The organism is Nocardiopsis sp. Huas11, from assembly GCF_003634495.1.
GTDB lineage: Bacteria > Actinomycetota > Actinomycetes > Streptosporangiales > Streptosporangiaceae > Nocardiopsis.
Map to the genome: position 1 here is coordinate 3,585,867 of NZ_RBKY01000001.1, position 22,902 is coordinate 3,608,768.

Here is a 22,902-nt window from a genome sequence, read left to right on the forward strand (position 1 = left end):
GTCTCCCCGTTCTCCCACGCGGGAGCGCCCAGGCGCTCCCATCCGGGCCCGGACCACACTCTACGCACCAGACGGTGCCAAAATGGGGCACGCGATCGGCGGTCGAGCGGAACGGGCGGTAGGGCGATGGGTGAACTCAGGTCACGGCGGTCGGTGCTGGCGGTGCCGGCGTCCAACCCGCGGTTCGTCGAGAAGGCCCGCGGCCTGGACACCGACGCCTTCTTCCTGGACCTGGAGGACGCCTGCGCGCCGCTGGAGAAGGCCGACGCCCGCGACACCGTCGTGCGGGCCCTGCGCGAGGGCGGCTGGAACGGCCGCGTGCGCACCGTCCGCGTCAACGACGTGACCACCGAGTGGGCCTACCGCGACGTCATCACGGTCGTGGAGGGCGCCGGAGCCGAGCTGGACGCCCTCGTGCTCCCCAAGGTCGCCTCCGCGCGCGACGTCCAGTGGCTGGACACCCTGCTCACGCAGATCGAGCGCGCCGTGGGCCTGGAGGTGGGCCGCATCGGCATCGAGGCGCAGATCGAGGACGCGCGCGGCCTGACCGAGGTCGACGCGATCGCCGCCGCCTCGCCCCGGCTGGAGTCGCTGGTCTACGGCCCGGCCGACTTCATGGCGTCGCTGAACATGAAGAGCCTGGTCGTGGGCGAGCAGCCGCCCGGCTACGACACGGGCGACGCCTACCACTACGTCCTCATGCGCATCCTCACCGCCGCCAGGGCCCACGGGCTCCAAGCGATCGACGGCCCCTACCTGCAGATCCGCGACGTCGACGCCTTCCGCCGCTCGGCCGGCCGCACCGCCGCCCTGGGCTTCGACGGCAAGTGGGTGCTGCACCCCCTGCAGGTCGAGGCCGCCAACGAGGTGTTCGCGCCCTCCCAGCAGGACTACGACAAGGCCGAGCTGATCCTCGACGCCTACGCGCACGCCACGAGCGTCGACCGCCGCGGCGCCGTCATGCTCGGCTCCGAGATGCTGGACGAGGCGTCGCGCAAGATGGCGCTCGTCGTGGCGGGCAAGGGGCGCGCGGCCGGGCTGAAGCGCACCAGTGCGTTCGACCCTGACCAGGACGCCGGCACCTGACCCGTCCCGGACGACCGGTTCCGCCCCGAACACCCCGCCACGCCCGCCATGCCCGGGGTGCCCGGACCCGTCCCGGGCTGCGACGACACGGTCTCCGGCTCTTACCGGGCTCTCACCCCGGTGAGGCAGCATGAGGCCCATGGATGCCACCTCCACAGCCACGGTGCTGATCGCCGACGACGACCGGGCGATCCGCGAGTCACTGGAACGCGCCCTCCAACTGGAGGGCTACTCCGTGCGCTCGGCGGCCGACGGGGTCCAGGCCCTGGCCGCCGTCCACGCCGACCCCGTCGACCTGCTGATCCTCGACGTGATGATGCCCGGAGTCGACGGACTGGGCGTGGCCCGCGTCCTGCGGGCGGAGAAGGACCGCACACCGATCCTCATGCTCACCGCCCGGGTCGAGACCCCCGACCGGGTGGCCGGACTCGACGCCGGCGCCGACGACTACCTCGCCAAGCCCTTCGAACTGGAGGAGCTCCTGGCCCGCCTGCGCGCGCTGCTGCGCCGCTCCGCGCACGTGACGGAGGAGGGCGCCGAGGAGGGCCCGCTGCGGGTCGGCGAACTGCGCCTGGACCCCCTGGCCCGCCGGGTGTGGCGCGGCGAGCGGGAGATCGAGCTGTCCAAGACCGAGTTCGACCTCCTGGAACTGCTGGTCCGCAACCACGGCATCGTCCTGGACCACGCCACCATCTACGACCGCATCTGGGGCTACGACTTCGGCCCCGAGTCCAAGAACCTCGCCGTCTACATCAGCTACCTGCGCCGCAAGCTGGAGGACGGCGGCCCGCCGCTGATCCAGACCGTGCGCGGCGTCGGATACACACTCCGGGGATGAGTTGACCACTGTGCGCGACTCCGCCACCGACACCGCGCCGCACCGGTTCCGGTCGCTGCTCACACCGAGCGGCTGGCGCCTGGGCACGCGCTTCGCGGTGCTCTTCGCCGTCGTCGTGGGCGTGACGATCGCCCTCGTCGGCACCCTCGCCTACTCGACCGCCGCCACGCTCATCCGCAGCGACGCCAAGGACGAGTTCGACCGCAGCGTCTCCTCGCTCTCCGAGGAGCTGGTCGGCCTGCACGAGGACGAGTCCGGCGCCTCCGCGGGCAGCGTGATGTTCCTGGCGGGCAACCACGTCCAGGTCCAGTTCATGCGGCCCGACGGCGCGCGCACGCGCCCGATCGCCGATCCGGGCGGGGCGGTGGACCTGAAGCCGGACGAGCAGGACCTGGCGGTGGCCACCTACGACGAGCCCGGAGTGGTGGAGTCGCGCGAGAAGGAGGTCGGGGGGCAGACCTACCGCGTGGCCACGGTGTCGGTCGGCGACGGTGTCGGCGCCTTCCTGGTCGTGCAGCGCCTCTCGCCCACGGAGAGCATCATCGACCGCCTGGCCACCCAGATCCTGTGGGTGGGGCTGTTCATCGCCATCGCCGCGGCGTCGGTCGGCTGGCTGGTCGGCCACCGCGTCACCGGGCGCCTGGCCCGGCTCACCGACGCCGCCGAGTACGTCAGCTCCACCGGTCGCCTGGACCCGGTCACGGCCGAGCGGGACGGGGACGGGTCCGGGGGAGCCCTCGGCACCGAGGACGTCGGCCGCGACGAGGTCGGGCGGCTCGGCACCGCCTTCAACGCCATGCTCGCCCGGCTGACCCAGTCCCAGGACGAGCAGCGCCGCCTCGTGCAGGACGCCGCGCACGAACTGCGCACCCCGCTCACCAGCCTGTACACGAACGTGCAGGTGCTGGGGCGGGTGGACCGCCTCACCCCGCAGGCGCGCGACCACCTCATCGACGACCTGCGCGGCGAGGCCCGCGAGCTCACCGCCCTGGTGAACGAGCTGGTCGGACTGGCCACGGGCGACCACGAGACCGAGACGCCGACCACGGTCCGCCTGGGCGACGTCGCGGAGTCGGTCGCCGCCCGGGTCCGGCGCCGGACCGGCCGGGAGATCATCGTGGACGCCGACGACAGCACCGTGTGGGGGCGCCCCAAGGCCCTGGAACGCGCCGTGGTCAACCCGGTGGAGAACTCGGCGAAATTCGACACCGAGGGGACCGAGCCCATCGAGATCCGGATCCGCGCGGGGGCCGTGGAGGTCAGCGACCGCGGGCCGGGGATCGACCCCGCGGAGCTCGACCACGTCTTCGAGCGCTTCTACCGCGCCACCGTCGCCCGCGGCCTGCCCGGCTCGGGACTCGGCCTGTCGATGGTCCGCGACATCGCGCAGGCCCACGGGGGGCGGGTGTTCGCCCGCAACAGGGTCGGCGGCGGAGCCGTCATCGGCTTCGAACTCCCGGTGATCCCGCCGGACGACGCCCCGCCGCCGAACGCGCCGCCGCCCGGACCCGCCGGCGGGTAGGCGGGCCCGGACCGCGGGCCCGCACCGCGGTCGGGCCCGGTCGGGCCCGGTCGGGCCCGGTCGGGCCCGGTCGAGCCGTGCGTCCGGGCCCGGGACCTCACTCCGTGCCGAGGATCGTGGCCAGGTGGTCCAGGCTCCGCGCGGTCAGGTCGAAGGAGTCCTCTGCCCGGGGCGGATCGCCGACGGGACGCTCGACATAGGCGGTCCGCATGCCCACGGCCTGCGCGCCCCGCAGGTCCCAGGCGTGGGTGGCGACCATGAGCAGGCGCTCCGGCGCGCGGCCCGTGGTGGTGATCGCGAGCCGGTAGACCTCGGGGGCGGGCTTGTAGGCGCGCACGTCCTCGGCCGAGAGCACCTGGTGCCAGCGCAGGCCGGCGTGCGTGTTGACGCGGGTCAGCGGCGCGTGGCCGGCGTTCGACAGGCCGACCACCGGGAAGCGCGAGGCGATCCGGCCCAGGGCCGGGGCCGAGTCCGGCCACGGGTCCAGCCGCCGGCCGGAGCCCGCCAGCGCGCGGACGGCGTCCTCGTCCTCCACGCCGGCCTCGGCCGCCACACGGGCGGCCGCCTCCAGGTCGACCACCGTGCTGTCGGCGTAGGGCCGGCGGCCCTCGGTGATCTCCCGCTGCTGCTCCTCCACGTGCCGGTACCAGGTCCGCAGGAGCGCTTCCGTCCCGTCGTCGTCGAGGTCCGGGACCAGCGCGCGGATGCCGCGCCGGATCCCGCCCGGCTCGTCGACCATGGTTCCGAGGACGTCGAAGACGATCGCGTCGAAGTCGGGGTGTGCGGTCACTGGAACACTCCTGGCATCTCGGCCCGTGCCGCCCGGTCCGTTCGCGGACCGGGGAGGCCGGGTGGCGGCAAGCCCGTACCGGGCTCGACGGCGAGCCTAGGGCGTGCCTCCCGCGCGCCCTGGCGTGCCCCCGCGCGCCCTGGCGTGCCCCCGCGCGCCCTGGCGCGGGCCCCGGGCGGCGGCCCCCGAGAGCGCTCCGACCGCCGCCTGCCCCGGAGGGGCCCTGCTCGCGTGTTCCCCGCCCCCGGAGTTGGTCGGGGACTGGTGCGGTGGCCTGCGTAGGCTCCGTTCCGAGCCTCCCGCCCCCGCTCATCCCAGCACCCGCCCGAGGAAACCGCGCAGGTAGCCCGCGACGACGTCCAGGTGGCTCTCCAGAAGGAAGTGGCCGCCGTCGATCAGGTGCACTTCCACGTCCTTGGCGTCGCGGGCGAAGGCCCGTGCGCCCGCCGGGCCGAAGATTTCGTCGTTGCGGCCCCACACGGCGAGCACCGGGACCTCGCTGGTGCGTAGGAATTCGTGCAGCAGCGGGTAGAGAGGGCGGTTGTTCTGGTAGTCGCGGAACAGCGCCAGCTGGACCTCGTCGTTGCCCTCGCGGGAGACGAGGGCGAAGTCATGCTTCCAGGTGTCCGGGCTGACCACGCTCGGGTCCGGCACGCCGTGCACGTACTGCCAGCGGATGGCGTCGAGACTCAGCGCGGTGCGGGCGGCGGGTTCGGTGTCGGGGCCGGGGTTCGCCCCGTAGGCCCACACGTCGGTCCAGAAGGACTCGACGAAACCGTCCTCGTAGCCGTTGCCGTTCTGGGTGACGAGGGCGGAGATCCGTTCGGGGTGCTGGAGCGCGAGGCGCCATCCGATGGGGGCGCCGTAGTCCTGGACGTAGAGGGCGTAGCGATCCAGGCCCAGTTTTTCGAGCAGTCCGGACGTGAGTTCGGCGAGGGCGTCGAAGGTGTAGTCGAACTCCCCTACGAGGGGGGCGTCGGAGTGGCCGAAGCCGAGGTGGTCCGGCGCTATGACGTGGTAGTCGTCGGCCAGCAGCGGGATGAGTTCGCGGAACATGAACGAGCTGGTCGGGTAGCCGTGCAGGAGGACGATCGCGGGGGCGTCGGCGGGGCCGGCCTCGCGGTAGAAGATCTCGTGACCGTCGACAGTGGCGGTCCGGTGGCGCACCGAGGGCATATCTAACCTCTTTGAGAGTTCAATCTGGTTAATTCCTCGCCATGCAAGCACGGCATGATCTAACCTGTCAAGCGAGTCGATGAGGTTAGAGGGGAGTGGTGTCCGGTGGACGCGCTACTGGAGCTGCTCAACAGCAGGCCACTGGTCAACGGCGAGGAACAGGACGCGCTCGGCGACCCGGCCGACGGCACACGCTGGGCACGGGAGCACGGCGGTACAGGCAGCCGCGCGGAGCTGGCGCTGCTGCGCGAGGCACGGGACGCCCTGCGGGACGTAGTGCTCGGGGTGAGCTCACCCGCCACGTTGAGGCCGCTTCTCGAAGGGGTCCACCAGATCCCGGAGATCACGTCAGAGGGTCTCCAGTGGACGGTCAGGACTCCCCCGCACGCCCGGCTGGCCGTCGAGATGGTCCTCGCCTGGGCCACCACCGAGCAGCGCATGCCCGGCCGGCTGCGCCCCTGCGCCAACGCCGAGTGCCGGCTGTTCCTGCTCGACCGCAGCCGCGCCAACCGCGCCCGCTGGTGTTCGATGGCTGTCTGCGGCAACCGTGAGAAAGCACGTCGCCACTTCGAACGCACCCGCTGAGCAGACCGGGGCCGGCGACGCAGCGCGGCCGGGGTGTCGTTCTTCTCGTGCGCGGCGAGGTCGACACCCAGGTGGCGCAGGCCGGCTCCAGTGCGCGCACGTGCCCGTGCACACGCGCCAGGGGCGGCCCGGACCGGTGGTCCGAACCGCCCCTGGCGCGAGCGGGGTGCGTCGGCGAGAGGACGCGGGCGTCAGTTCCCGCCCTCGTCCTCCGACTCCTCCCCCTCCTCGACGGAGGTCGAGCTCTGCTCGCCGAGCGTCACCGTGACGTCCTCGGGCGAGCCGCTGCCGCCCTTGCGGACGCCGAGCGTGATCTCCTCGCCCGCCTGGTGGGAGCGGATCGTCGCGATGAGCTGGTCCGGGCTGCTGATCGGCTCGCCGTCGACGGAGACCACCACGTCGTCGGGCTCCAGACCCGCCTCCTCGGCGGCACCGTCGGGGGTGACGTCCACGATCGTCGCCCCGCCCTGCGGGTTGCCGGAGATGGTCGCCTCGATCGCCGGGTAGCTCGCGCTTCCCGTCTCGATCAGCTGCTCGGCGATGGGCCGTGCCTGGTTGATCGGGATGGAGAAGCCCAGGCCCACCGAGCCGCTCTCCTGCGAGATCCCGGCGATGGCGGTGTTGATGCCGATCACCTCGCCGCTCATGTTGACCAGCGGGCCGCCCGAGTTGCCGGGGTTGATGGCCGCGTCGGTCTGGATCGCGTTGATCACCGTGGAGGTGAAACCGTTGCCGCTCTCGGTCGCCCCGGTGTTGACCGGCCGGTTGAGCGCGCTCACCACACCCGTGGTGACCGTGCCCTCCAGCCCCAGCGGGGAGCCGATCGCGACCACGTCGCCGCCCACCCCGATCTGGTCGGAGTCGCCCAGGGTGGCCGGGGTCAGGTCGGTGCGGCCCTCGGCCTGGATCACCGCGATGTCGGACACCGTGTCCGCGCCCAGGACCTCGGCCCGGGCGGTGGAGCCGTCGTTGAACAGGACCTGGAGCCGGCCGTCGCGGGCCGAGGCCACCACGTGGGCGTTGGTCAGGATCTGGCCGTCGGAGGAGAGGACCACGCCGCTGCCGCTGCCGTCGCCGGTCTGGATGGAGACCACGCTCGGCAGGACGGCTTCGGCGACCTCGCCGACCTCGCCCTCGGTGGGCGTGCCGCCCTGTTCGCCGTCGAGCGCGCTGCTGGGCGAGCCGAGTCCGCCGCCGGGCAGCAGGTAGGCCGTGCCGAGGGCGGCGGCCGGTCCCACGATGAGGCTGGTGACCAGGGCGGTGGCGGCGGCGATGGCCACGATCCGGCCGGAGCCGCGCTTCCTGGCCGGCGGGGGCTGGGCGCCGGGGGGCATCCCGCCGTGGTGCGGGTGCTCCGGGGGCATCCCGCCGGGCGGCGAGGGCTGCTGGCCGCCGAAGCCGCCCTGACCGGGGTGGCCGGGGTGGCCCGCGCCGCCGGGGTGACCGGGGTAGCCGGGGTGCCCGCCGTACCCGCCCGAGGCGAACGCCGCGGTCGGGGACGGGCCGGCGAAGCCGCCGCCGTGCGGGGGCAGGGACGTGCTCGGGTGCCGGGAGAACGGCTCGGAGGGCTGGGACGCGGCCGGGTCCTCCGACCCGCCGCGCCCCGGCTCGCCGGCGGCGTCCGGGGAGGCGTAGGTGTAGGCCGCGCCCTGGGACTGCTCGGGGCCGGTGGCCCAGTGCGGCCCGGACGGCGGCGAGAAGCGCGGTCGGCCGTCGGGGTCGTCCACCCGGTTCTCGGAGGAGGTCCCCTCGTGCGGGGTCGGCTCGCCGGGGGCGGGCGCGGCGTCTTCGTTCGGTTCGTTGGGGTTCAACTCATCCTCCGGCTGGCGGGACGATGCCTGCTGACACTCATCATCTTGAGCCGCATGGGTTAGAACAGGGTGAGAGCGCGATATACCAGGGTTTCGAGTCCGCTCCCACCCGCTGGGCCGGATGTGCGCGGCGCCGTCGCCCCCTGGCGGCGACCGCGAGTGACGAGCACACCACGGTGTCCGGAACGATACCGTGCCTACCCAAAACGGACACGGTGGAAGGAACGACCTTGATCAAGATCGTGCTGGCCGATGACGAACACCTGGTCCGAGGGGCGATCGCCGCCCTCCTGGGCCTGGAAGAGGACCTCGACGTCGTCGCCCAGGTGGGACGGGGCGACCAGGTCGTCGACGCCGTCCTCGAACACGGTGCCGCCGTCGCCGTCCTGGACATCGAGATGCCCGGCGCGACCGGGCTGGAGGTCGCCGGCGAGCTCAAGAAGCGGGTGCCCGGCTGCGGCGTGGTCATCCTCACCAGCTTCGGCCGGCCCGGCTACCTGCGCCGCGCGCTCGCCTCCGGGGCCCGCGGCTTCCTCGCCAAGGACGCGCCCGTGGACCAGCTGGCCGGTGCGATCCGCCGCGTCCACGAGGGCGGGCGCTACATCGACACCGACCTGGCCGCGGCCGCCATGGTGGGCGGTGAGAGCCCGCTGACCGACCGCGAGGCCGAGGTGCTCAGGGCGGCGTCGGACGGCGCCACGGTCGCGCGCATCGCCGCGTCCCTGCACCTGACCGAGGGCACCGTGCGCAACTACATGTCCAACGCCATCGGCAAGACCGGCGCGGACAACCGGATGTCGGCGATCCGCACCGCCCAGGACATGGGCTGGCTCTAGGCCGTGTTCTTCGCAGCCCTTCGGGCCCGCCCCTCCGGGCCCGTGGCGGAACGCCCCCCGTCCTTCGGGCCCGGCGGAGCCAGGGTCAGAGGAAGCGCAGGACCATCATGGCCGTGTCGTCGGTGTGGCCGCCCGGGGCGTACTCCTCCAGCTCGCGGTCGATGCGGCTGATCACCGCCTGGGCGGTCAGGCCCGCGCAGCCGGAGAAGATCTCCATCAGGCCCTCGTCCCCGAGCATGTCGGCGTTGCTGCGCCGCTCGGTCACACCGTCGGTGACCGCCAGCACGACCTCCCCGGGGCGGATGTCCACGTTCTCCGTCGTGAAGCCCACGTCCTCGAACGCGCCCAGGAGCGGCTGGGAGGAGCCGAACGCCTCCACCTCGCCCTTCTGGTTGAGCCGCAGCGGGAGCGGGTGGCCGGCGGAGACCATGCGCAGGCGCATGCCGCCCGACTCGTCGGTGGCGGGGGCCATCTCCCCGTAGAGCATGGTCAGGAAGCGGGTCGAGGTGTTCTCGTCCAGGATCGCCATGTTCAGCCGGTGCATGATGTGCGACGGCGCGAAGCCCTCCTTGGCCAGGGCCCTGAGGGTGTGGCGGGCCAGCCCGGTCACCGCGGCCGCCTCCGGGCCGGTCCCGCAGACGTCGCCGATGGCGAAGCACCACCGGCCGTTGGCCGCGAACACGTCGTAGAAGTCGCCGCCCACCACGTTCTTCTCGTCGGCGGGACGGTAGAACACCGCGTGGTCCACGCCCGGGATCGTGGGTTCCTTCTCCCGGGCCGGCAGCAGGCTGCGCTGGAGCGCCTCGCTCATCGCGGACTGCTTCTCGTGCAGCCGGGCGTTCTCCATGGCCGAGGCCACCCGGCGGCTGAGGTCGTCGGCGACGTCCACCTCGTCACGGGTGAAGTCGTCGGTCTCGCTCTTGCCGACCGTCATCCGGCCGAGCGGGCGGCCGTGCGCGACCAGCGGGATGCTGATCGCCGGACCGCGCGTCAGTTCGCGGGCGAGGTGCTCGTCGACCTCCGCCAGGTCCGTGGGCGACCACAGCGGCTGGGGGTCGCGCTCCTCGCGCGGGGGCAGGTTCGTGAGCACGTCGCGCAGGACGTCGTTGTAGTTCTCGTCACCGTGGACCACGTGGGTGAGCTCGGAGGTGCCCAGCTCGTTGATCGTGTGGATGGCGCACCAATGCCCCAGCCGGGACGTGATCAGCTGCGCGGCCAGGGCGCCGGTCATCCGCTCGTCCAGCGTGCCCGCGAGCAGGTCGCTGGCCTCGGCGAGGAAGCTCAGGGAGGCGCGCCGGTTGAGCTCCACCTCCGCCAGGCGGGCCCGCTCCACGGGCAGGGCGATGAGGTCGGCGCCCTCCTGCAGCCGCTTGGCCGCGGTGGGGCCGAAGTGGCGCGGGCGGCCCGAGGCCACCCCGAGGAGCCCGGTGACCCGGCCGTCCACGATGAGCGGGGCCGTCACCAGCGACCGCATGCCGCCGCGCGCCAGGCGGCCGCGGTTGGCGCGGGCGATCATCAGGTCGTCGTTGATCACCGCGCCCGGCTCCGGCGCCGCGGACGGGAAGACCTCCTCGGTCCGGACCCGCAGGGCGCGCCAGGGGTCGTTGAGGCCGACCGCGGAGCGCACCTCCCACATGGTCTCGTCGGAGGTGGCCAGGGCGATGTAGGCGGCGTCCCCGCCGAGCGCGGTCGCCGCGTGCTCCACGGTGCGCTCCAGGAGCTGCGGCAGGCTCAGCCGCGCCCTGAGGGCGGCGTCGAGCGCGGTCCACGTCGTGGGACGCGAGGGACGGCGCACGCCCCCGCGCACCGGGGGCGACTCCAGTGACGCCCGTTCGGGCACGTCGTCGACCCGGAACCACACGGCCTTGTCGGCGCGTCCGTAGCTCACGCCCCAACTGGAGGCGATCGCCGAGGCGAGCGCCAGGCCGAGGCCGCCGGTACGGGCGTCCTCGGCCGAGGCGGAGGTGTCGACGGAGAGCGGGCCGGCCTGGGGGACCGCCCGCTCGGGCGCGGCGTCCGTGACCATCACCTCGGTCGAGCCCTCGCCGCGGCGGACGGTCACCTCCAGGGTCGACTTGGCGTGGATGACCGCGTTGGTCACCAGTTCGCTGACCAGGAGAATGACGTCGTCGGTGGGTTCGACGCCCCAGGCGAGCAAGGTGTCGTGGACGAACTCGCGGGCAGCCGCGGCGGTCTCCGGAGCCGGAGGGAACTCGTGCCGGGCGACCTTCAACGCATCGTGTGCTGGCAAGCCGTATGTGTCCTTCGTCACTGGGCGGGGGCGCGGTCACTGCCACGATACGCGCGGTGCGCGACCGGGACGGCTTGGTCAACCCACCTGTGCCCGACCTCGTGGGCGGTTAGTGTAAGTCAGCGACACCTTTCAGTGGAGGGATTCGATGCCCGAGGCGGTCCAGGAAGTGGCCGAAGAACAGCTCGACGAGATTCTGCGCGCCCTGTACCGCATGCGTGACGGCGACTTCAGCGTCCGCCTGCGCAAGCGGGGCAGCGGAACGATCAGGGAGATCGCCTCGGTCTTCAACGAGGTGGTCGACCACAGTGAACAGCTCAGCAGCGGCCTGCAACGCGTCGGCGACGTCGTGCGGGACGAGGGCCGGCTCAACGAGCGCGTCAGCGTCAACCCCGCGCGCGGTGCGTGGGGCAAGAGCGCGCGTGCCCTGAACGACCTCCTCGACGAGGTCGCCGAACCCGTGACCGACGTCGCCCAGGTCCTCGACTCCGTCGCCGAGGGCCAGCTCAACCGGAGGGCCTCCACCGAGGGGCGCCGGGGCGAGCTCAACGGCGACCTGCTGCGGCTGGCCACGACGGTGAACCGGATGGCCGACCAGATGAGCGGGTTCACCGAGGAGGTCACCCGCGTGGCCCGCGAGGTGGGGACCGAGGGCAAGCTCGGCGGCAGCGCCAAGGTCGAGGGCGTCTCCGGCGCCTGGCGCGAGGTCACCGAGAACGTCAACTCGATGGCGGACAACCTCACCAACCAGGTGCGCGACATCTCCGCGGTGACGACGGCGATCGCCCAGGGCGACCTGAGCAAGAAGATCACCATCGACGTCCAGGGCGAGATGCTCAACCTCAAGGACACCGTCAACACGATGGTGGACCAGCTCTCCACCTTCGGTGACGAGGTCACCCGAGTGGCGCGCGAGGTGGGCACCGAGGGCAAGCTCGGCGGTCGCGCGAACGTGCGCGGGGTCCAGGGCATCTGGAAGGACCTCACCGAGAACGTCAACTCGATGGCCGACAACCTGACCAACCAGGTGCGCGACATCTCACAGGTGACGACCGCGGTGGCCCGGGGTGAGCTCACCCGCAAGGTCGAGGTCGACGTCCAGGGCGAGATGCTCGCCCTGAAGAACACCGTCAACACGATGGTGGACCAGCTGGACTCCTTCGCCGACGAGGTGACGCGGGTCGCGCGCGAGGTCGGCACCGAGGGCAAGCTGGGCGGTCGCGCCAACGTCAAGGGCGTGTCGGGGATCTGGAAGGACCTCACCGACAACGTCAACTCGATGGCCAACAGCCTCACCTACCAGGTCCGCAACATCTCGCAGGTGACCACGGCGATCGCCAAGGGCGACCTGAGCAAGAAGATCACCGTGGACGCCCAGGGCGAGATGCTCGACCTGAAGGACACCATCAACAAGATGGTCGACCAGCTGGACTCCTTCGCCAGCGAGGTCACCAGGGTCGCCCGCGAGGTGGGTACCGAGGGCAAGCTGGCCGGACAGGCCCACGTGCGCGACGTCTCGGGCGTGTGGAAGGACCTGACCGACAACGTCAACTCCATGGCCAACAACCTCACCTACCAGGTGCGGCAGATCTCCATGGTCACGCGCGCGGTGGCGGCCGGCGACCTGACCAAGAAGGTCACGATCAACGCCAAGGGCGAGATCCTGGAGTTGAAGGACACCATCAACGTCATGGTGGACCAGCTGTCCGCGTTCGCCGACGAGGTCACCCGGGTGGCCCGCGAGGTGGGTACCGAGGGCAAGCTCGGCGGCCGTGCCGACGTCAAGGGCGTGTCGGGGATCTGGAACGACCTCACCGAGAACGTCAACTCGATGTCGCACAACCTCACCACCCAGGTGCGCAACATCTCCGAGGTCACGACCGCGGTGGCCGCGGGCGACCTCACCAAGAAGATCGACGTCAACGCCCAGGGCGAGATCCTGGAGGTCAAGACGACGGTCAACACCATGGTCGACCAGCTGTCGGCCTTCGCCACCGAGGTCACCCGCGTGGCCCACGAGGTGGGCAGCCAGGGCCAGCTGGGCGGCCAGGCCAAGGTCGAGGGCGTCTCCGGTACCTGGAAGCAGCTCACCGACAGCGTGAACGGCCTGGCGGGCAACCTCACCACCCAGGTGCGCGCCATCGCCGAGGTCGCCAACGCCGTGGCCAAGGGCGACCTGACCCGCAACATCCAGGTCGACACCCGCGGCGAGATGGAGCAGCTCAAGGACAACCTCAACCTGATGGTGTCCAACCTGCGCGAGACCACCGCCGACCAGCGCGACGCGGACTGGCTCAAGTCCAACCTGGCCCGCATCTCCGGCCACATCCAGGGGCACCGCGACCTCCACGAGCTGGCCCGCCTCATCATGACCGAGGTGACACCGCTCATGGAGGCCCAGCACGGGGCCTGCTACCTGCCCGAGGACCAGGACGACACGGAGGTCTTCCGGCTCTACGCCGGGTTCGGCTTCGAGCCCGAGGAGGGCCGCCGCCGGATCCGCAAGGGCGTGGGCGTCGCGGGCGAGGCGCTGCAACAACAGGTCGAGCAGCACATCCGCAACATCCCGCCGGGCTACGTGACGGTCGCGTCGGGCCTGGGCGAGGCCGAGCCCCGCAACCTGTACATCCTGCCGATCGTCTCCGAGGAGCGCTCGCTGGGTGTCATCGAGTTCGCCTCCTACAGCGAGTTTCGGGAGATCCACAAGAACTTCCTGCGCCAGCTCGTGGCGCTGCTGGGCACCACGATCAACACCATCCTGGCCAACAACCGCACCGAGCACCTGCTCGAACAGTCCCAGCAGCTGGCCAGCCAGCTGCGCGAGCGGTCCAACGAGCTCCAGCGCCAGCAGGAGGAGCTGCGCGGCAAGAACGCCGAGCTCCGCCAGAAGGCCACCCAGCTCGCCAACCAGAACCGGGCCATCGAGCTCCAGAACCAGCAGATCCAGCGCTCCAGGAACGCCCTGGAGGAGCGCGCCCACCAGCTCCAGGTCTCCTCCAAGTACAAGTCGGAGTTCCTGGCGAACATGTCGCACGAGCTGCGCACGCCGCTCAACAGCCTGCTGATCCTGGCCCGGCTGCTGGCCGACAACGGCGAGCAGAACCTGTCCCCGAAGCAGGTCGAGTTCGCCCAGACCATCCACAAGGCCGGCAGCGACCTGCTGCTGCTCATCGACGAGATCCTCGACCTGTCCAAGGTGGAGGCCGGGCGCGCCGAGGTGCAGCCCAGCGAGGTCTCCATCGCCCAGCTCGTCGACTACGTGGAGGCCACGTTCCGACCGGTCACCGGCGAACAGGGCCTGGCCTTCGCCGTGGACGTCTCACCGGACATCCCGGGCACGCTGTGGACCGACGAGCAGCGCCTCCAGCAGATACTGCGCAACCTGCTCTCGAACGCGGTGAAGTTCACGCCGCAGGGCGAGGTGCGCCTGATGATCGAGCCCGCCTGGGCGCTGGACGACGCCGACCTCGACATGTTCGTGGAGAACGAGGAGGTCATCGCGTTCACCGTCGCCGACACCGGCATCGGGATCGCCGAGGACAAGCTCCAGGTGATCTTCGAGGCCTTCCACCAGGGCGACGGCGGCACCTCCCGTCGCTTCGGCGGCACCGGGCTGGGGCTGTCCATCAGCCGCAACTTCGCCCGGCTGCTGGGCGGGGAGATCCGCGTCCAGAGCGTCGCCAACCAGGGGTCGACCTTCACGCTCCTGCTGCCGGTGCGCCTGCCCGAGGACGCGGCGGAGCGCGCCGAGGAGCCCGGCGGCCCGGTGGAGCCCGTCCCGGTCTCCGAGGCGCCGCAGGCGCGGGCCGTGGAGCGCGCGCCGGCCGGGGACGGCTTCGACCTGCAGGACGAGGACTTCGACGCCGCCGTGGCCGCGCTCACCGACTTCGGCAACGAGCCGCTGCCCACGGTCCCGGTGCTCAAGGGCCCCGAATCGCACTCCGGCCCGACCGAGACCGGCGAGGAGCAGGACACCGCCGAGGCCAGACCCGACCCCGAACGGAGGGCCGTGCTGACGGGACGCCGCGTGCTCATCGTCGACGACGACGTGCGCAACGTCTTCGCGCTCACCAGCGCGCTGGAGGCGCAGGGCCTGGAGGTCCTCTACGCCGACAACGGGCGCTCGGGCATCGAGCGCCTGGAGGCCAACGAGGACATCTCCCTCGTCCTGATGGACGTGATGATGCCCGAACTCGACGGCAACGAGACCACCCGCAAGATCCGCGACATGCCCCAGTTCGCCGACCTGCCCATCATCTCGCTCACCGCCAAGGCGATGCAGGGCGACCGCGAACGGAGTCTGGCCTCGGGGGCCACCGACTACGTCACCAAGCCGGTCGACCTGGACCACCTGCTGGACGTCATGCGGCGGTGGCTCACCGCGGGCCGGGAGGAGACCATCGCCGGGGCGGCGGCGGACGAGGCCCGGTCCGATGCGTCATCGGGTGCCGCGAACGGGCACAATGGCGCAACGGACGCCCCGAACGAAGACACGGAGTAGTGTCACGGGTCCTCCCGTCCTCGTGGGAGGGAGTCCTCGGCCCGCGCGGGCCGGGGACCCCGTGACCGGCACCAGCCATCACCAGAGGAGGTGACGCCGATGGCGACGTCCGCCACCGGCCACCCGGTCGGCGACACGATCGCGCCGGCGAGGCGGGCCGGGACCTGGACGGGCCGGGTCGCACTACGTTCGGAGGGAAGCCGCACCGGCTCCACCCGGCACGGCCGCGCCACGACGTCAGACAAGCACCTTCGGCTCCCGCAGTGGGCTGACGGCTACGCCTACACCATCCAGAAGGAGGCAGGGGCTTCCTCCTCGGCATGACGGCCGGGGCATCCGCCCTCATATACCGGTGACCCAGAAGGCCAACATCCTTCTCGTCGACGACCGCGACGAGAACCTGATCGCGCTGGAGGCGGCGCTCACGTCCCTCGACCAGAACCTGGTCCGGGCCAACTCCGGCGAGGAGGCGCTCAAGCACCTGCTCGGCACGGACTTCGCCGTGATCCTGCTGGACGTGGTCATGCCCGGCATGGACGGTTTCGAGACGGCCGCGCACATCAAGCAGCGCGACAAGACCAAGGACGTACCGATCATCTTCCTCACCGCGCAGGAGATCGACCGGCACCAGGTCTTCCGGGGCTACGCCTCACGCGCCGTGGACTTCCTGCTCAAGCCGTTCGATCCCTGGGTGCTGCGCTCCAAGGTGGAGGTGTTCGTCGAGCTCCACCAGCTCAAGGCGCAGATGCGCGAGCAGGCCAGGGCTTTGCAGCGCGACCTGGGGCAGGAGACCGGGGAGCCCGGCCGCGTGCTGGCCGAGCAGCTCTCGCAGCGCTCGCGCCAGGTGCAGTCCGACCTCGCCGAACTGCGCGACCACGTCATGAACCACTACCAGGACATCGACCAGCCGCTGGTGGAGGGCGTGCGCCGGATGGACAGCTCGGTGTCGCGGCTGTCCACCCTCGTGGACACCGTCCACGGCCCGGCCTAGGCGGCCGGGCGCGGGGGCAGCGCGAGGCCGATGTGCTCGCCGATCTCCTCGATGAGGCCCAGGTCGGCCAGGCGGAAGCTGCCGCGGGCGCTGCGCCGGATCAGGGTGAGCGCGCCGCGCACGCCGCGGCTGCCGCGCAGCGGCACCGACAGCAGCGAACCCGCGCCCAGGGCCGCCAGCATCGGCACCCCGGACGCGGTGTGCCCGAACACGCCCTCGTCCTCGATCAGCGGGAAGAGCAGCGACTGGCCCCGGCCCAGGACCTCGCCGAGCACGTCGCCGTCGCCCGGAGCGGCGGTCGACACGGCCTCGCGCAGGACCGCGGGCGCGTCCGCCGGGCCCGCCACCTCGGCGCGCCGCGCAAGGTGGGGATCGCCGGGCAGGTCGCACACGTCCACCACCACCCAGTCGGCGTAGGAGTCGGCCAGCAGGTCGGCCGCGTCGGTCAGGGCGAGGGGCTCACCGGCGCCGCTGGGTCCGGCACTGCGCAGCAGCAGCCGGGTCATCCGCGTGAGCACGTCCAGCCGGCGGGCCGCCAGGACGACCACCTGGTCCTCCACCTCCGGCTCCAGGGGTGAGGGGCCCTCCTCGTCGGCCCCGCCCATCGGCGGCGACATCGCCACCAGGACGAGCGGATGCGGCTCGGTGGGCAGCTCCAGGCGCGTCAGGGACAGGTGCACGTCCTCGGACCAGCCGCGCTGGGCCAGCCGCGCCTGCACGGTCGTGGACCCGCCGCCGCGCAGGACCGACGCCAGCCACGACTGCAGTGCCGCGCGTTTGCGCAGGTCGACGAAGTGCGTGAACGGCTTGCCGGTGAGGTAGCCGGGCGCGCTCCCCAGTTGCGTGGCGCCGGCGTTGTTGATCCGGCGGATGTAGCCCTCGTGGTCCAGGAGCACCACCGGAACGCTGAGCTCGGCGAACATGGCGCGCAGCAGGACCCGGTCGCCGTCGTCGCCCTGGCGCCGCGGCTCCGGCTGCTCGCTGTAGGACCGCGCCAGTTCCGCGCCGGCGTCGGACAGCAGGCGCTCGGCGTACTCCAGTTCCGCGAGCGCGGCCTCGGCCGTGCCCCGGGCGTCGTCGGGGTACATGGCGTGGGTACTGCGCAGCGCGGCGACGCGTTCACTGAGCGCATTGGTCTCGCGCTGCAGTCCGGCGAGGTTCTCGGACACGCTCGGATCTCCCGGTCTTCGTCGACGGCGTCTTCGGCAGTACCCGCTCCGGGGCGCTACGACACCGTTGTCTTCGGTGCCCGCACCCGACGCTAGTGGATGCGCGCACGGACCGCCGCCCGAGGCCGCGTCGAAGCCCCTCCCTGGGGGATCAGGGGGTTCACCGCCGTGCTCCGGTGCGGCGCAGAGCAGCAGCGTCCGGTCGAAGGTCCGGATACGATTCACGTCCGGCCCGAGGGGCGGAGCACTCTCGGACGAGACCGGTCGAGGTCCCCGACGCGGAAGGAGGCCGTACGGTGTGGATCGAACGCCTGGCCCGCGACATCGGCGCGTTGGGGCAGAGCGAGGGCGCCACCCTCGAACGCGCCCTGGACCAGATGAGCCGCGCCGCCGCCCTGGGCGTGCCCGGATGCTCGGCCGCGCTCGTGGTCGTCTGGCGCGAGGTCGAGGGCCCCGACGGCTCCGTACGGCACGTGGTGGCCGACTACGGGGCCTCCCACGCCGACCTGTCCACCGCTCTGGAGCACCAGTACACCAGTGACCAGGGGCCGACCGTGGAGGCCGTGCGGGAGATGCGCCAGGTCCGGGTCGGCGACGTCCTGCGCGAGCACCGCTGGCCGCGGTACACGAGCATGGCGGTCCAGTGCGGCGACCGCTCCTCCGTCACGGTGCCGAGCGCGTTGCCGGGCGAGGGCCCGGGCGACGGACGCGTCGTCACGTTCGGCGTCCACTCCTCGCGGGCCGACGCCTTCGACGAGGACGTCGTGGTGCCGCTGACGGCGCTGCTCGCCGAGCACGCCGCCGCCGCCCTGCACAACGTGGGCCGACAGGCCGACGCGGCGCGCGAGACCGCGCACATGCGCCGGGCCATGTCCGCGCGCACCGTCATCGACCAGGCCAAGGGGATCATCATGCACGCCCGCGGCTGCGACGCCGACGCCGCCTTCACCGCGCTGCGGGAGGTGGCCCAGCGCAACCGGAAGAAGGTCGTGGACGTGGCCCGCGACCTCGTGTCAGAGAACACCGGACCGCAGCAGAGGATGCGCCGTCCCGGGTCGGACCGGCGGTGAACGGACGGCCAACCCTGCGTGACGAGTCCCCAGCGTGACCCTTGGCCGCCATGATGTGACCAGGGGCCGTCCGTCGACAAGGAGAACCGAGCGTGACGACAGACATCTCGACCCGCCGCGAGGATGGCGTCGTCGTGGTCACCCCCGTGGGGGAAATGGACGCGGTGACCTCCCCCGCCCTGGCCGACGTCCTGGAGGGCGTCCTCCAGGAGATCCCCGTGGGCGTGGTCGTGGACCTCGCCAAGGTCGCCTTCTGCGACTCCCGCTGTATCGGCGTGCTCGTCGCGGCCTTCCGCCACGCTCGCGACCAGGGCCTGGGCCTGGTGGTCGCCGAACCCCAGCAGCAGGTGAACCGGCTGTTCGTGATCGCCGGCATCGACCAGGTCATCCCGATCCTGCCGAGCACCGGCGCCGCCGTGGCCTCTTTGTGCGACCAGAGCGGCGCCCAGGCCTGAACGAGGGGGCTCCCGCTCCCGCTCCCGCCTCCCGTTTCTGGGCCGCGGCCCGGCTAGCCCGCGTGCGTGCCCACGCGCGAAGGGGCGCGCCCCGGTGGTCCCGGCACGCGCCCCCGCGATCATCGCCTGATCAGGCGCCGGCGGCCTTCTCGTAGCCGACCAGGCGCACGCACACCGTGAGGCCGCGCATCGCCCGCTCCAGCTCGGCCAGGCCCGGGAAGCTGGGCGCGATGCGGATCGTGGCGTCGCGCGGGTCGTCGCCGTAGGGGTGCGTCGCCCCGGCCGGGGTCAGCTTGATGCCCGCTTCGGCCGCACGGCGCACGACCTCCCCGGCGCAGCCCTCGACGACCTCCAGGGTGACGAAGTACCCGCCCTCGGGGTCGGTCCACGTGGCCAGACCGGTGCCGCCGAGCTCCTCGGTCAGGATCCGCTGGACGGCCGCGAACTTGGGCGCCAGCAGCGCGCGCTGGCGCTCCATGTGCGCGCGCACGCCCTCGGCGTCGCGCAGGAGCTCGACGTGGCGGAGCTGGTTGACCTTGTCGGGGCCGATGGAGCGCTTGGAGTTGTTGGCCACCAGCCAGTCGACGTTGGCCGCGGAGGAGCCGAAGAAGCCGACGCCCGCACCGGCGAAGGTGATCTTGGAGGTGGAGCCGAACACGAACGCGCGGTCCGGGTTGCCGCTCTCGGCGCACGCGGCCAGGAGGTCGGCGATCTCGACGGGCTCGTCCGTGAGGTGGTGCGCGGCGTAGGCGTTGTCCCAGAAGATCCGGAAGTCGGGGGCGGCGGTCTCCATCCGGGCCAGCCGCGCCACGGTCTCGTCGCTGTAGCTGACGCCGCTGGGGTTGCTGTACTTCGGCACGCACCAGATGCCCTTGACCGCCGGGTCCTCGGCGACCAGGCGCTCCACGACGTCCATGTCGGGGCCGGACTCGTTCATGGGGACCGCGACCATCTCGATGCCGAACCGCTCGCACAGCGCGAAGTGGCGGTCGTAGCCGGGCACCGGGCACAGGAACACGAGGCGGTCCTGGTCGACCCAGCGCGACTCGGCGCCGGGCAGGACGCTCAGCAGCGCGTGCACCAGGCAGTCGTGCATCATCTCCAGGCTGGAGTTGCCCCCGGCCAGCAGCTGGTCGGCCGGGACCTGCAGGACGTCGGCGAAGATCGCGCGGAGCTCGGGCAGACCGCGCAGACCGCCGTAGTTGCGCGTGTCGGTGCCGTCGGCGGCGGTGTGCCCGCCGGGCAGGTCGAGCAGCTCCTCGGACAGGTCGAGCTGCTCGGGCGCGGGCTTGCCGCGGGTCAGGTCGAGCTTGAGGCCCTGGCCGGCGAGGTCCTTGTAGTCGCGCCGCGCCAGGTCGAGGAGCCCGGGCAGGGAGTCATCGCTCAGCTGGGTGGTCATCGTGTTTTCCTCCTGTGTTCTTCGCGCGCTCGCGGGCTCGCGACGGGGGTCGGGGCGCGGAGGGATTCCGGGCCGTCGCCGCGCCTTGGCCGTCACTTGCTGCGGCGACAGATCCTCCTGCGGAACCCCGTGCGCCCCTGGCGGAACTCTTCGGGTCCTGGAAGCGGGTCGACGGACGTTTGCCGAGGATACCGAGGGACGCGGGGTGGCGTGGCCGGGTGGTCGGCGTCCGCGGCCGGTCCGGGCGGGAACGAGGGCGGGTCTCAGCCGCCATCGGACCGGGGACCCGCCCGGCGGTCCGCGGCGTCGAACACCGCCAGAGAGTGCGCTCCGGACCGCAGAGCCCGTTCCAGGACGCCCAGGAGGCCGGCCTCCAGACCGCCCAACGCCTCGGCGACCTCCTCCGCCACGTCCCGGGTGATCTCCTGCACCACGGCGTCCACGGGGGCGCGGGGGCCGGTCTTGCTCACCGCGGCGGCCGCCCGGGCCGGGGTGAGCAGGGCCGACGCCTGGACCAGGAGCCAGTCCGGGATCCCGGCCGCGCCCTGCGGTGGCGGCAGGAACGGGCGCGAGCCGTCGAAGCGCTCGTCCTCGGCGAAGGCCTTCTGCTTCACCTTCGCCTGCGGGCGCCCGGCTCCGTCCTGCCGCCACCGTCCGGCCGGCCGGAGCACGTAGCCCTCGGCCAGGTTGTCCTCCAGCGCGGGCAGCCCGAACAGGGCCGGGACTCGGGTGGGGAAGGTGCGGGGGAGCGCCTCGACCCGGTGCAGGGGTCCCCGAGCCAGAGCGGGCGCGCAGGTGAGGCCGGCCGCGGCGGCGCCGGCGCGCAGGGAGCGGTCGCTGATCCACCAGCGGCCCGCGGAGGTCTCGACCGAGGCGTCGAACGGCAACCAGCGCAGGTCCGGGGCGTACCACACGCCGGTCTGCACCGGCTCGGCCCCGGGAACGGCGGGGACGTCCGGGTGCGGGTAGCACCCGCCGGCCAGCTCACCGTAGATCGTCACCACGGTGGCGCCGCCCTCGGTCTCCCGCAGCCGCGACGCGAACCGGGCCGCGGACACCGCGAGCGCCGGCCAGATCCGGCTGACACCGAAGAAGCCGTCCAACGCGTCGTCCTCCAGCGGTTCCCGCCGCTTGGCCGGCCGGGGGCCGCCGCGGTCGCAGACCACGGCGAAGTGCGCACCGTGCACCTTCTCCAGCGCGATCCACTCCTGCCCGCCTGACGCGTCGAGCCGGAGGCGCTCGGAGATCTTGGGGTAGGGCCGCAGTACGGGACCCCGGGAAGCTGTGTCGGGCATGGGGGGAGTATGGGCGCGGGTCCGCCGTCGGGCAACGGATTTCCCGCGGAGGTCCGGTGTCCGGCCGCGACCGGGCCGGCCGCGGCGGCGGGTCGTCGAAGCGCCGGCATTCCGGGTCAGCCGTCCAGGAAGTGCAGGCGCACCAGCGAGCCGTCGGCGTCGCCGCAGATCTCCAGGAAGTCGCAGCTCTGGCGGGTGATCCACAGGCCGTACCCGCGCGGGCGCATGGTGTCGGCCGGGCGGTAGCCGGTGAGCGGGTCCACGAGACCGCCGCCCTCGTCGAACACGTCGCACACCCACCGCCCCGGGGCGCGCCAGACGCTCACCGTGCCCTTGCCGGCCCCGTGCTCCAGCACGTTGGCGGCCAGTTCGTTCACGGCCACGACCAGGCTGTCCACACGGTCCTCCGGCAGGCCCACGGCCGCGCCCAGCGCCGTCAGCTCGCGCCGCAGCCTCGGCAGCGACATCCCGATGTCCAGGTGGTGGACCGGCCCGGTGACGGGCAGCGGCTCGGGCGCGACCGGCCGGGAGCCGAAGGCCTCCGTGCCCAGGTAGCCCGGATTGGCGGCGGGGCCCTCCGGGCCGACCAGCACCGGATGGGTCGCGCGGACCGCGGCCCTGACGCGCGGCGGCAGGCCGCGGTCGTCGTGGACGCACAGCAGGCGCAGCCGCATCGGCGCCAGGGCGGTGCACAGCACGGACTCCAGGCGCATCCACTCGCGGAACTCCAGGGAGGTCCCGGTCGGCAGCGGGGGCTCGGCGACCACCACCACGGGCGCGGGGCCGTGCGTGAACGCCAGGCGGTGCAACGCGGCCAGTGTCCGCCCCGGGGCGTCGTAGAGGCTCCCGGGGGCCGTCACGTGCACGCTCGCGCGCTCCGCGGGCTCCAGACCGTCGGTCACCTCGGCGACGTGCCGGTCGCCCACGGCCAGGACGGTGTGGGCGTTTTCGCGTAGCGCGGAGCGGAGCCGCTCTCGGGCCACCTCATGGAACTGCCGGTCGCGGCGGAAGAGCAGTCCCTGGTGATCGAAGGTCATCGCTTGGTGATGAGCTGCGCTGTGCACGGGGACGCCTCGGCGACTCGGCGGTCCCTCCGACGTCTGGGGTGTACCCGTACTGTTCCCGGT

Annotated in this window: 17 protein-coding genes; 9 read left to right on the forward strand and 8 right to left on the reverse strand. The window is 72.5% G+C overall.

Going from position 1 to position 22,902, the window contains the following annotated elements; genetic code table 11:
- Window positions 1-126 precede the first annotated feature (126 nt).
- The 3 genes from DFP74_RS16465 to DFP74_RS16475 all read left to right on the forward strand — a co-directional run bounded on the left by DFP74_RS16465 (window position 127) and on the right by DFP74_RS16475 (window position 3,446).
- Entirely contained in the window at window positions 127-1,086 is a 960-nt protein-coding gene (locus DFP74_RS16465; RefSeq protein WP_121182504.1) for a CoA ester lyase, read from the forward strand.
- Window positions 1,087-1,225: 139 nt separating this feature from the next.
- Window positions 1,226-1,924: a response regulator transcription factor gene (locus DFP74_RS16470; protein ID WP_121182506.1), complete on the forward strand. Its 699-nt coding sequence runs from the start codon at window positions 1,226-1,228 to the stop codon at window positions 1,922-1,924.
- A gap of 10 nt (window positions 1,925-1,934) precedes the next feature.
- Window positions 1,935-3,446 (forward strand): HAMP domain-containing sensor histidine kinase, encoded by a 1,512-nt coding sequence (locus DFP74_RS16475; RefSeq protein WP_121182508.1) that lies wholly within the window; start codon window positions 1,935-1,937, stop codon window positions 3,444-3,446.
- Between the two features lie 97 nt (window positions 3,447-3,543).
- Here DFP74_RS16475 and DFP74_RS16480 read toward each other — a convergent pair whose 3' ends face one another.
- Together DFP74_RS16480 and DFP74_RS16485 are read right to left on the reverse strand one after the other, a co-directional pair.
- Window positions 3,544-4,236: a haloacid dehalogenase type II gene (locus tag DFP74_RS16480; RefSeq protein WP_121182510.1), complete on the reverse strand. Its 693-nt coding sequence runs from the start codon at window positions 4,234-4,236 to the stop codon at window positions 3,544-3,546.
- Window positions 4,237-4,545: 309 nt separating this feature from the next.
- A complete protein-coding gene (locus DFP74_RS16485) occupies window positions 4,546-5,412 on the reverse strand; it encodes an alpha/beta fold hydrolase (RefSeq protein ID WP_121182512.1) in 867 nt (288 codons plus the stop codon).
- A gap of 105 nt (window positions 5,413-5,517) precedes the next feature.
- Here DFP74_RS16485 and DFP74_RS16490 point away from each other — a divergent pair, with 105 nt between their 5' ends.
- Entirely contained in the window at window positions 5,518-5,997 is a 480-nt protein-coding gene (locus DFP74_RS16490; RefSeq protein WP_121182514.1) for a CGNR zinc finger domain-containing protein, read from the forward strand.
- 191 nt (window positions 5,998-6,188) lie between these two features.
- Here DFP74_RS16490 and DFP74_RS16495 read toward each other — a convergent pair whose 3' ends face one another.
- Window positions 6,189-7,892, reverse strand: coding sequence for a trypsin-like peptidase domain-containing protein (locus tag DFP74_RS16495; protein ID WP_370013507.1), 1,704 nt, complete (start codon window positions 7,890-7,892; stop codon window positions 6,189-6,191).
- Window positions 7,893-8,038: 146 nt separating this feature from the next.
- Between DFP74_RS16495 and DFP74_RS16500 the strand changes: the two genes are divergently transcribed.
- Window positions 8,039-8,644, forward strand: coding sequence for a response regulator transcription factor (locus tag DFP74_RS16500; protein WP_121182517.1), 606 nt, complete (start codon window positions 8,039-8,041; stop codon window positions 8,642-8,644).
- Window positions 8,645-8,729: 85 nt separating this feature from the next.
- Here DFP74_RS16500 and DFP74_RS16505 read toward each other — a convergent pair whose 3' ends face one another.
- On the reverse strand, window positions 8,730-10,877 hold the full coding sequence (locus DFP74_RS16505; RefSeq protein ID WP_121182519.1) for a SpoIIE family protein phosphatase: 2,148 nt from the start codon (window positions 10,875-10,877) through the stop codon (window positions 8,730-8,732).
- 166 nt (window positions 10,878-11,043) lie between these two features.
- Between DFP74_RS16505 and DFP74_RS16510 the strand changes: the two genes are divergently transcribed.
- Window positions 11,044-15,396 carry a HAMP domain-containing protein gene (locus DFP74_RS16510; RefSeq protein WP_121182521.1) on the forward strand — a complete coding sequence of 1,451 codons (4,353 nt, stop codon included), beginning with the start codon at window positions 11,044-11,046 and terminating at the stop codon, window positions 15,394-15,396.
- A 352-nt stretch (window positions 15,397-15,748) separates the two neighbouring features.
- Window positions 15,749-16,387 carry a two-component system response regulator gene (locus tag DFP74_RS16520; RefSeq protein ID WP_121182525.1) on the forward strand — a complete coding sequence of 213 codons (639 nt, stop codon included), beginning with the start codon at window positions 15,749-15,751 and terminating at the stop codon, window positions 16,385-16,387.
- On the opposite strand, the gene DFP74_RS16525 is transcribed toward DFP74_RS16520, so the two are convergent.
- Window positions 16,384-17,556, reverse strand: coding sequence for a GAF domain-containing protein (locus DFP74_RS16525; RefSeq protein WP_121182527.1), 1,173 nt, complete (start codon window positions 17,554-17,556; stop codon window positions 16,384-16,386). The two genes, DFP74_RS16520 and DFP74_RS16525, sit on opposite strands and share 4 nt — an antisense overlap.
- A 296-nt stretch (window positions 17,557-17,852) precedes the next feature.
- Here DFP74_RS16525 and DFP74_RS16530 point away from each other — a divergent pair, with 296 nt between their 5' ends.
- Entirely contained in the window at window positions 17,853-18,626 is a 774-nt protein-coding gene (locus DFP74_RS16530; RefSeq protein WP_121182529.1) for an ANTAR domain-containing response regulator, read from the forward strand.
- Window positions 18,627-18,718: 92 nt separating this feature from the next.
- Complete coding sequence (locus tag DFP74_RS16535) at window positions 18,719-19,081, forward strand: STAS domain-containing protein (protein ID WP_121182531.1); 363 nt, start codon at window positions 18,719-18,721, stop codon at window positions 19,079-19,081.
- A gap of 130 nt (window positions 19,082-19,211) precedes the next feature.
- Here DFP74_RS16535 and DFP74_RS16540 read toward each other — a convergent pair whose 3' ends face one another.
- The 3 genes from DFP74_RS16540 to DFP74_RS16550 all read right to left on the reverse strand — a co-directional run bounded on the left by DFP74_RS16540 (window position 19,212) and on the right by DFP74_RS16550 (window position 22,812).
- On the reverse strand, window positions 19,212-20,480 hold the full coding sequence (locus tag DFP74_RS16540; RefSeq protein ID WP_121182533.1) for an aminotransferase class I/II-fold pyridoxal phosphate-dependent enzyme: 1,269 nt from the start codon (window positions 20,478-20,480) through the stop codon (window positions 19,212-19,214).
- 263 nt (window positions 20,481-20,743) lie between these two features.
- Window positions 20,744-21,775 (reverse strand): RNA ligase family protein, encoded by a 1,032-nt coding sequence (locus DFP74_RS16545; RefSeq protein WP_121182534.1) that lies wholly within the window; start codon window positions 21,773-21,775, stop codon window positions 20,744-20,746.
- Window positions 21,776-21,891: 116 nt separating this feature from the next.
- Complete coding sequence (locus tag DFP74_RS16550; protein WP_121182536.1) at window positions 21,892-22,812, reverse strand: anti-sigma factor RsbA family regulatory protein; 921 nt, start codon at window positions 22,810-22,812, stop codon at window positions 21,892-21,894.
- Between the last annotated feature and the right edge of the window lie 90 nt (window positions 22,813-22,902).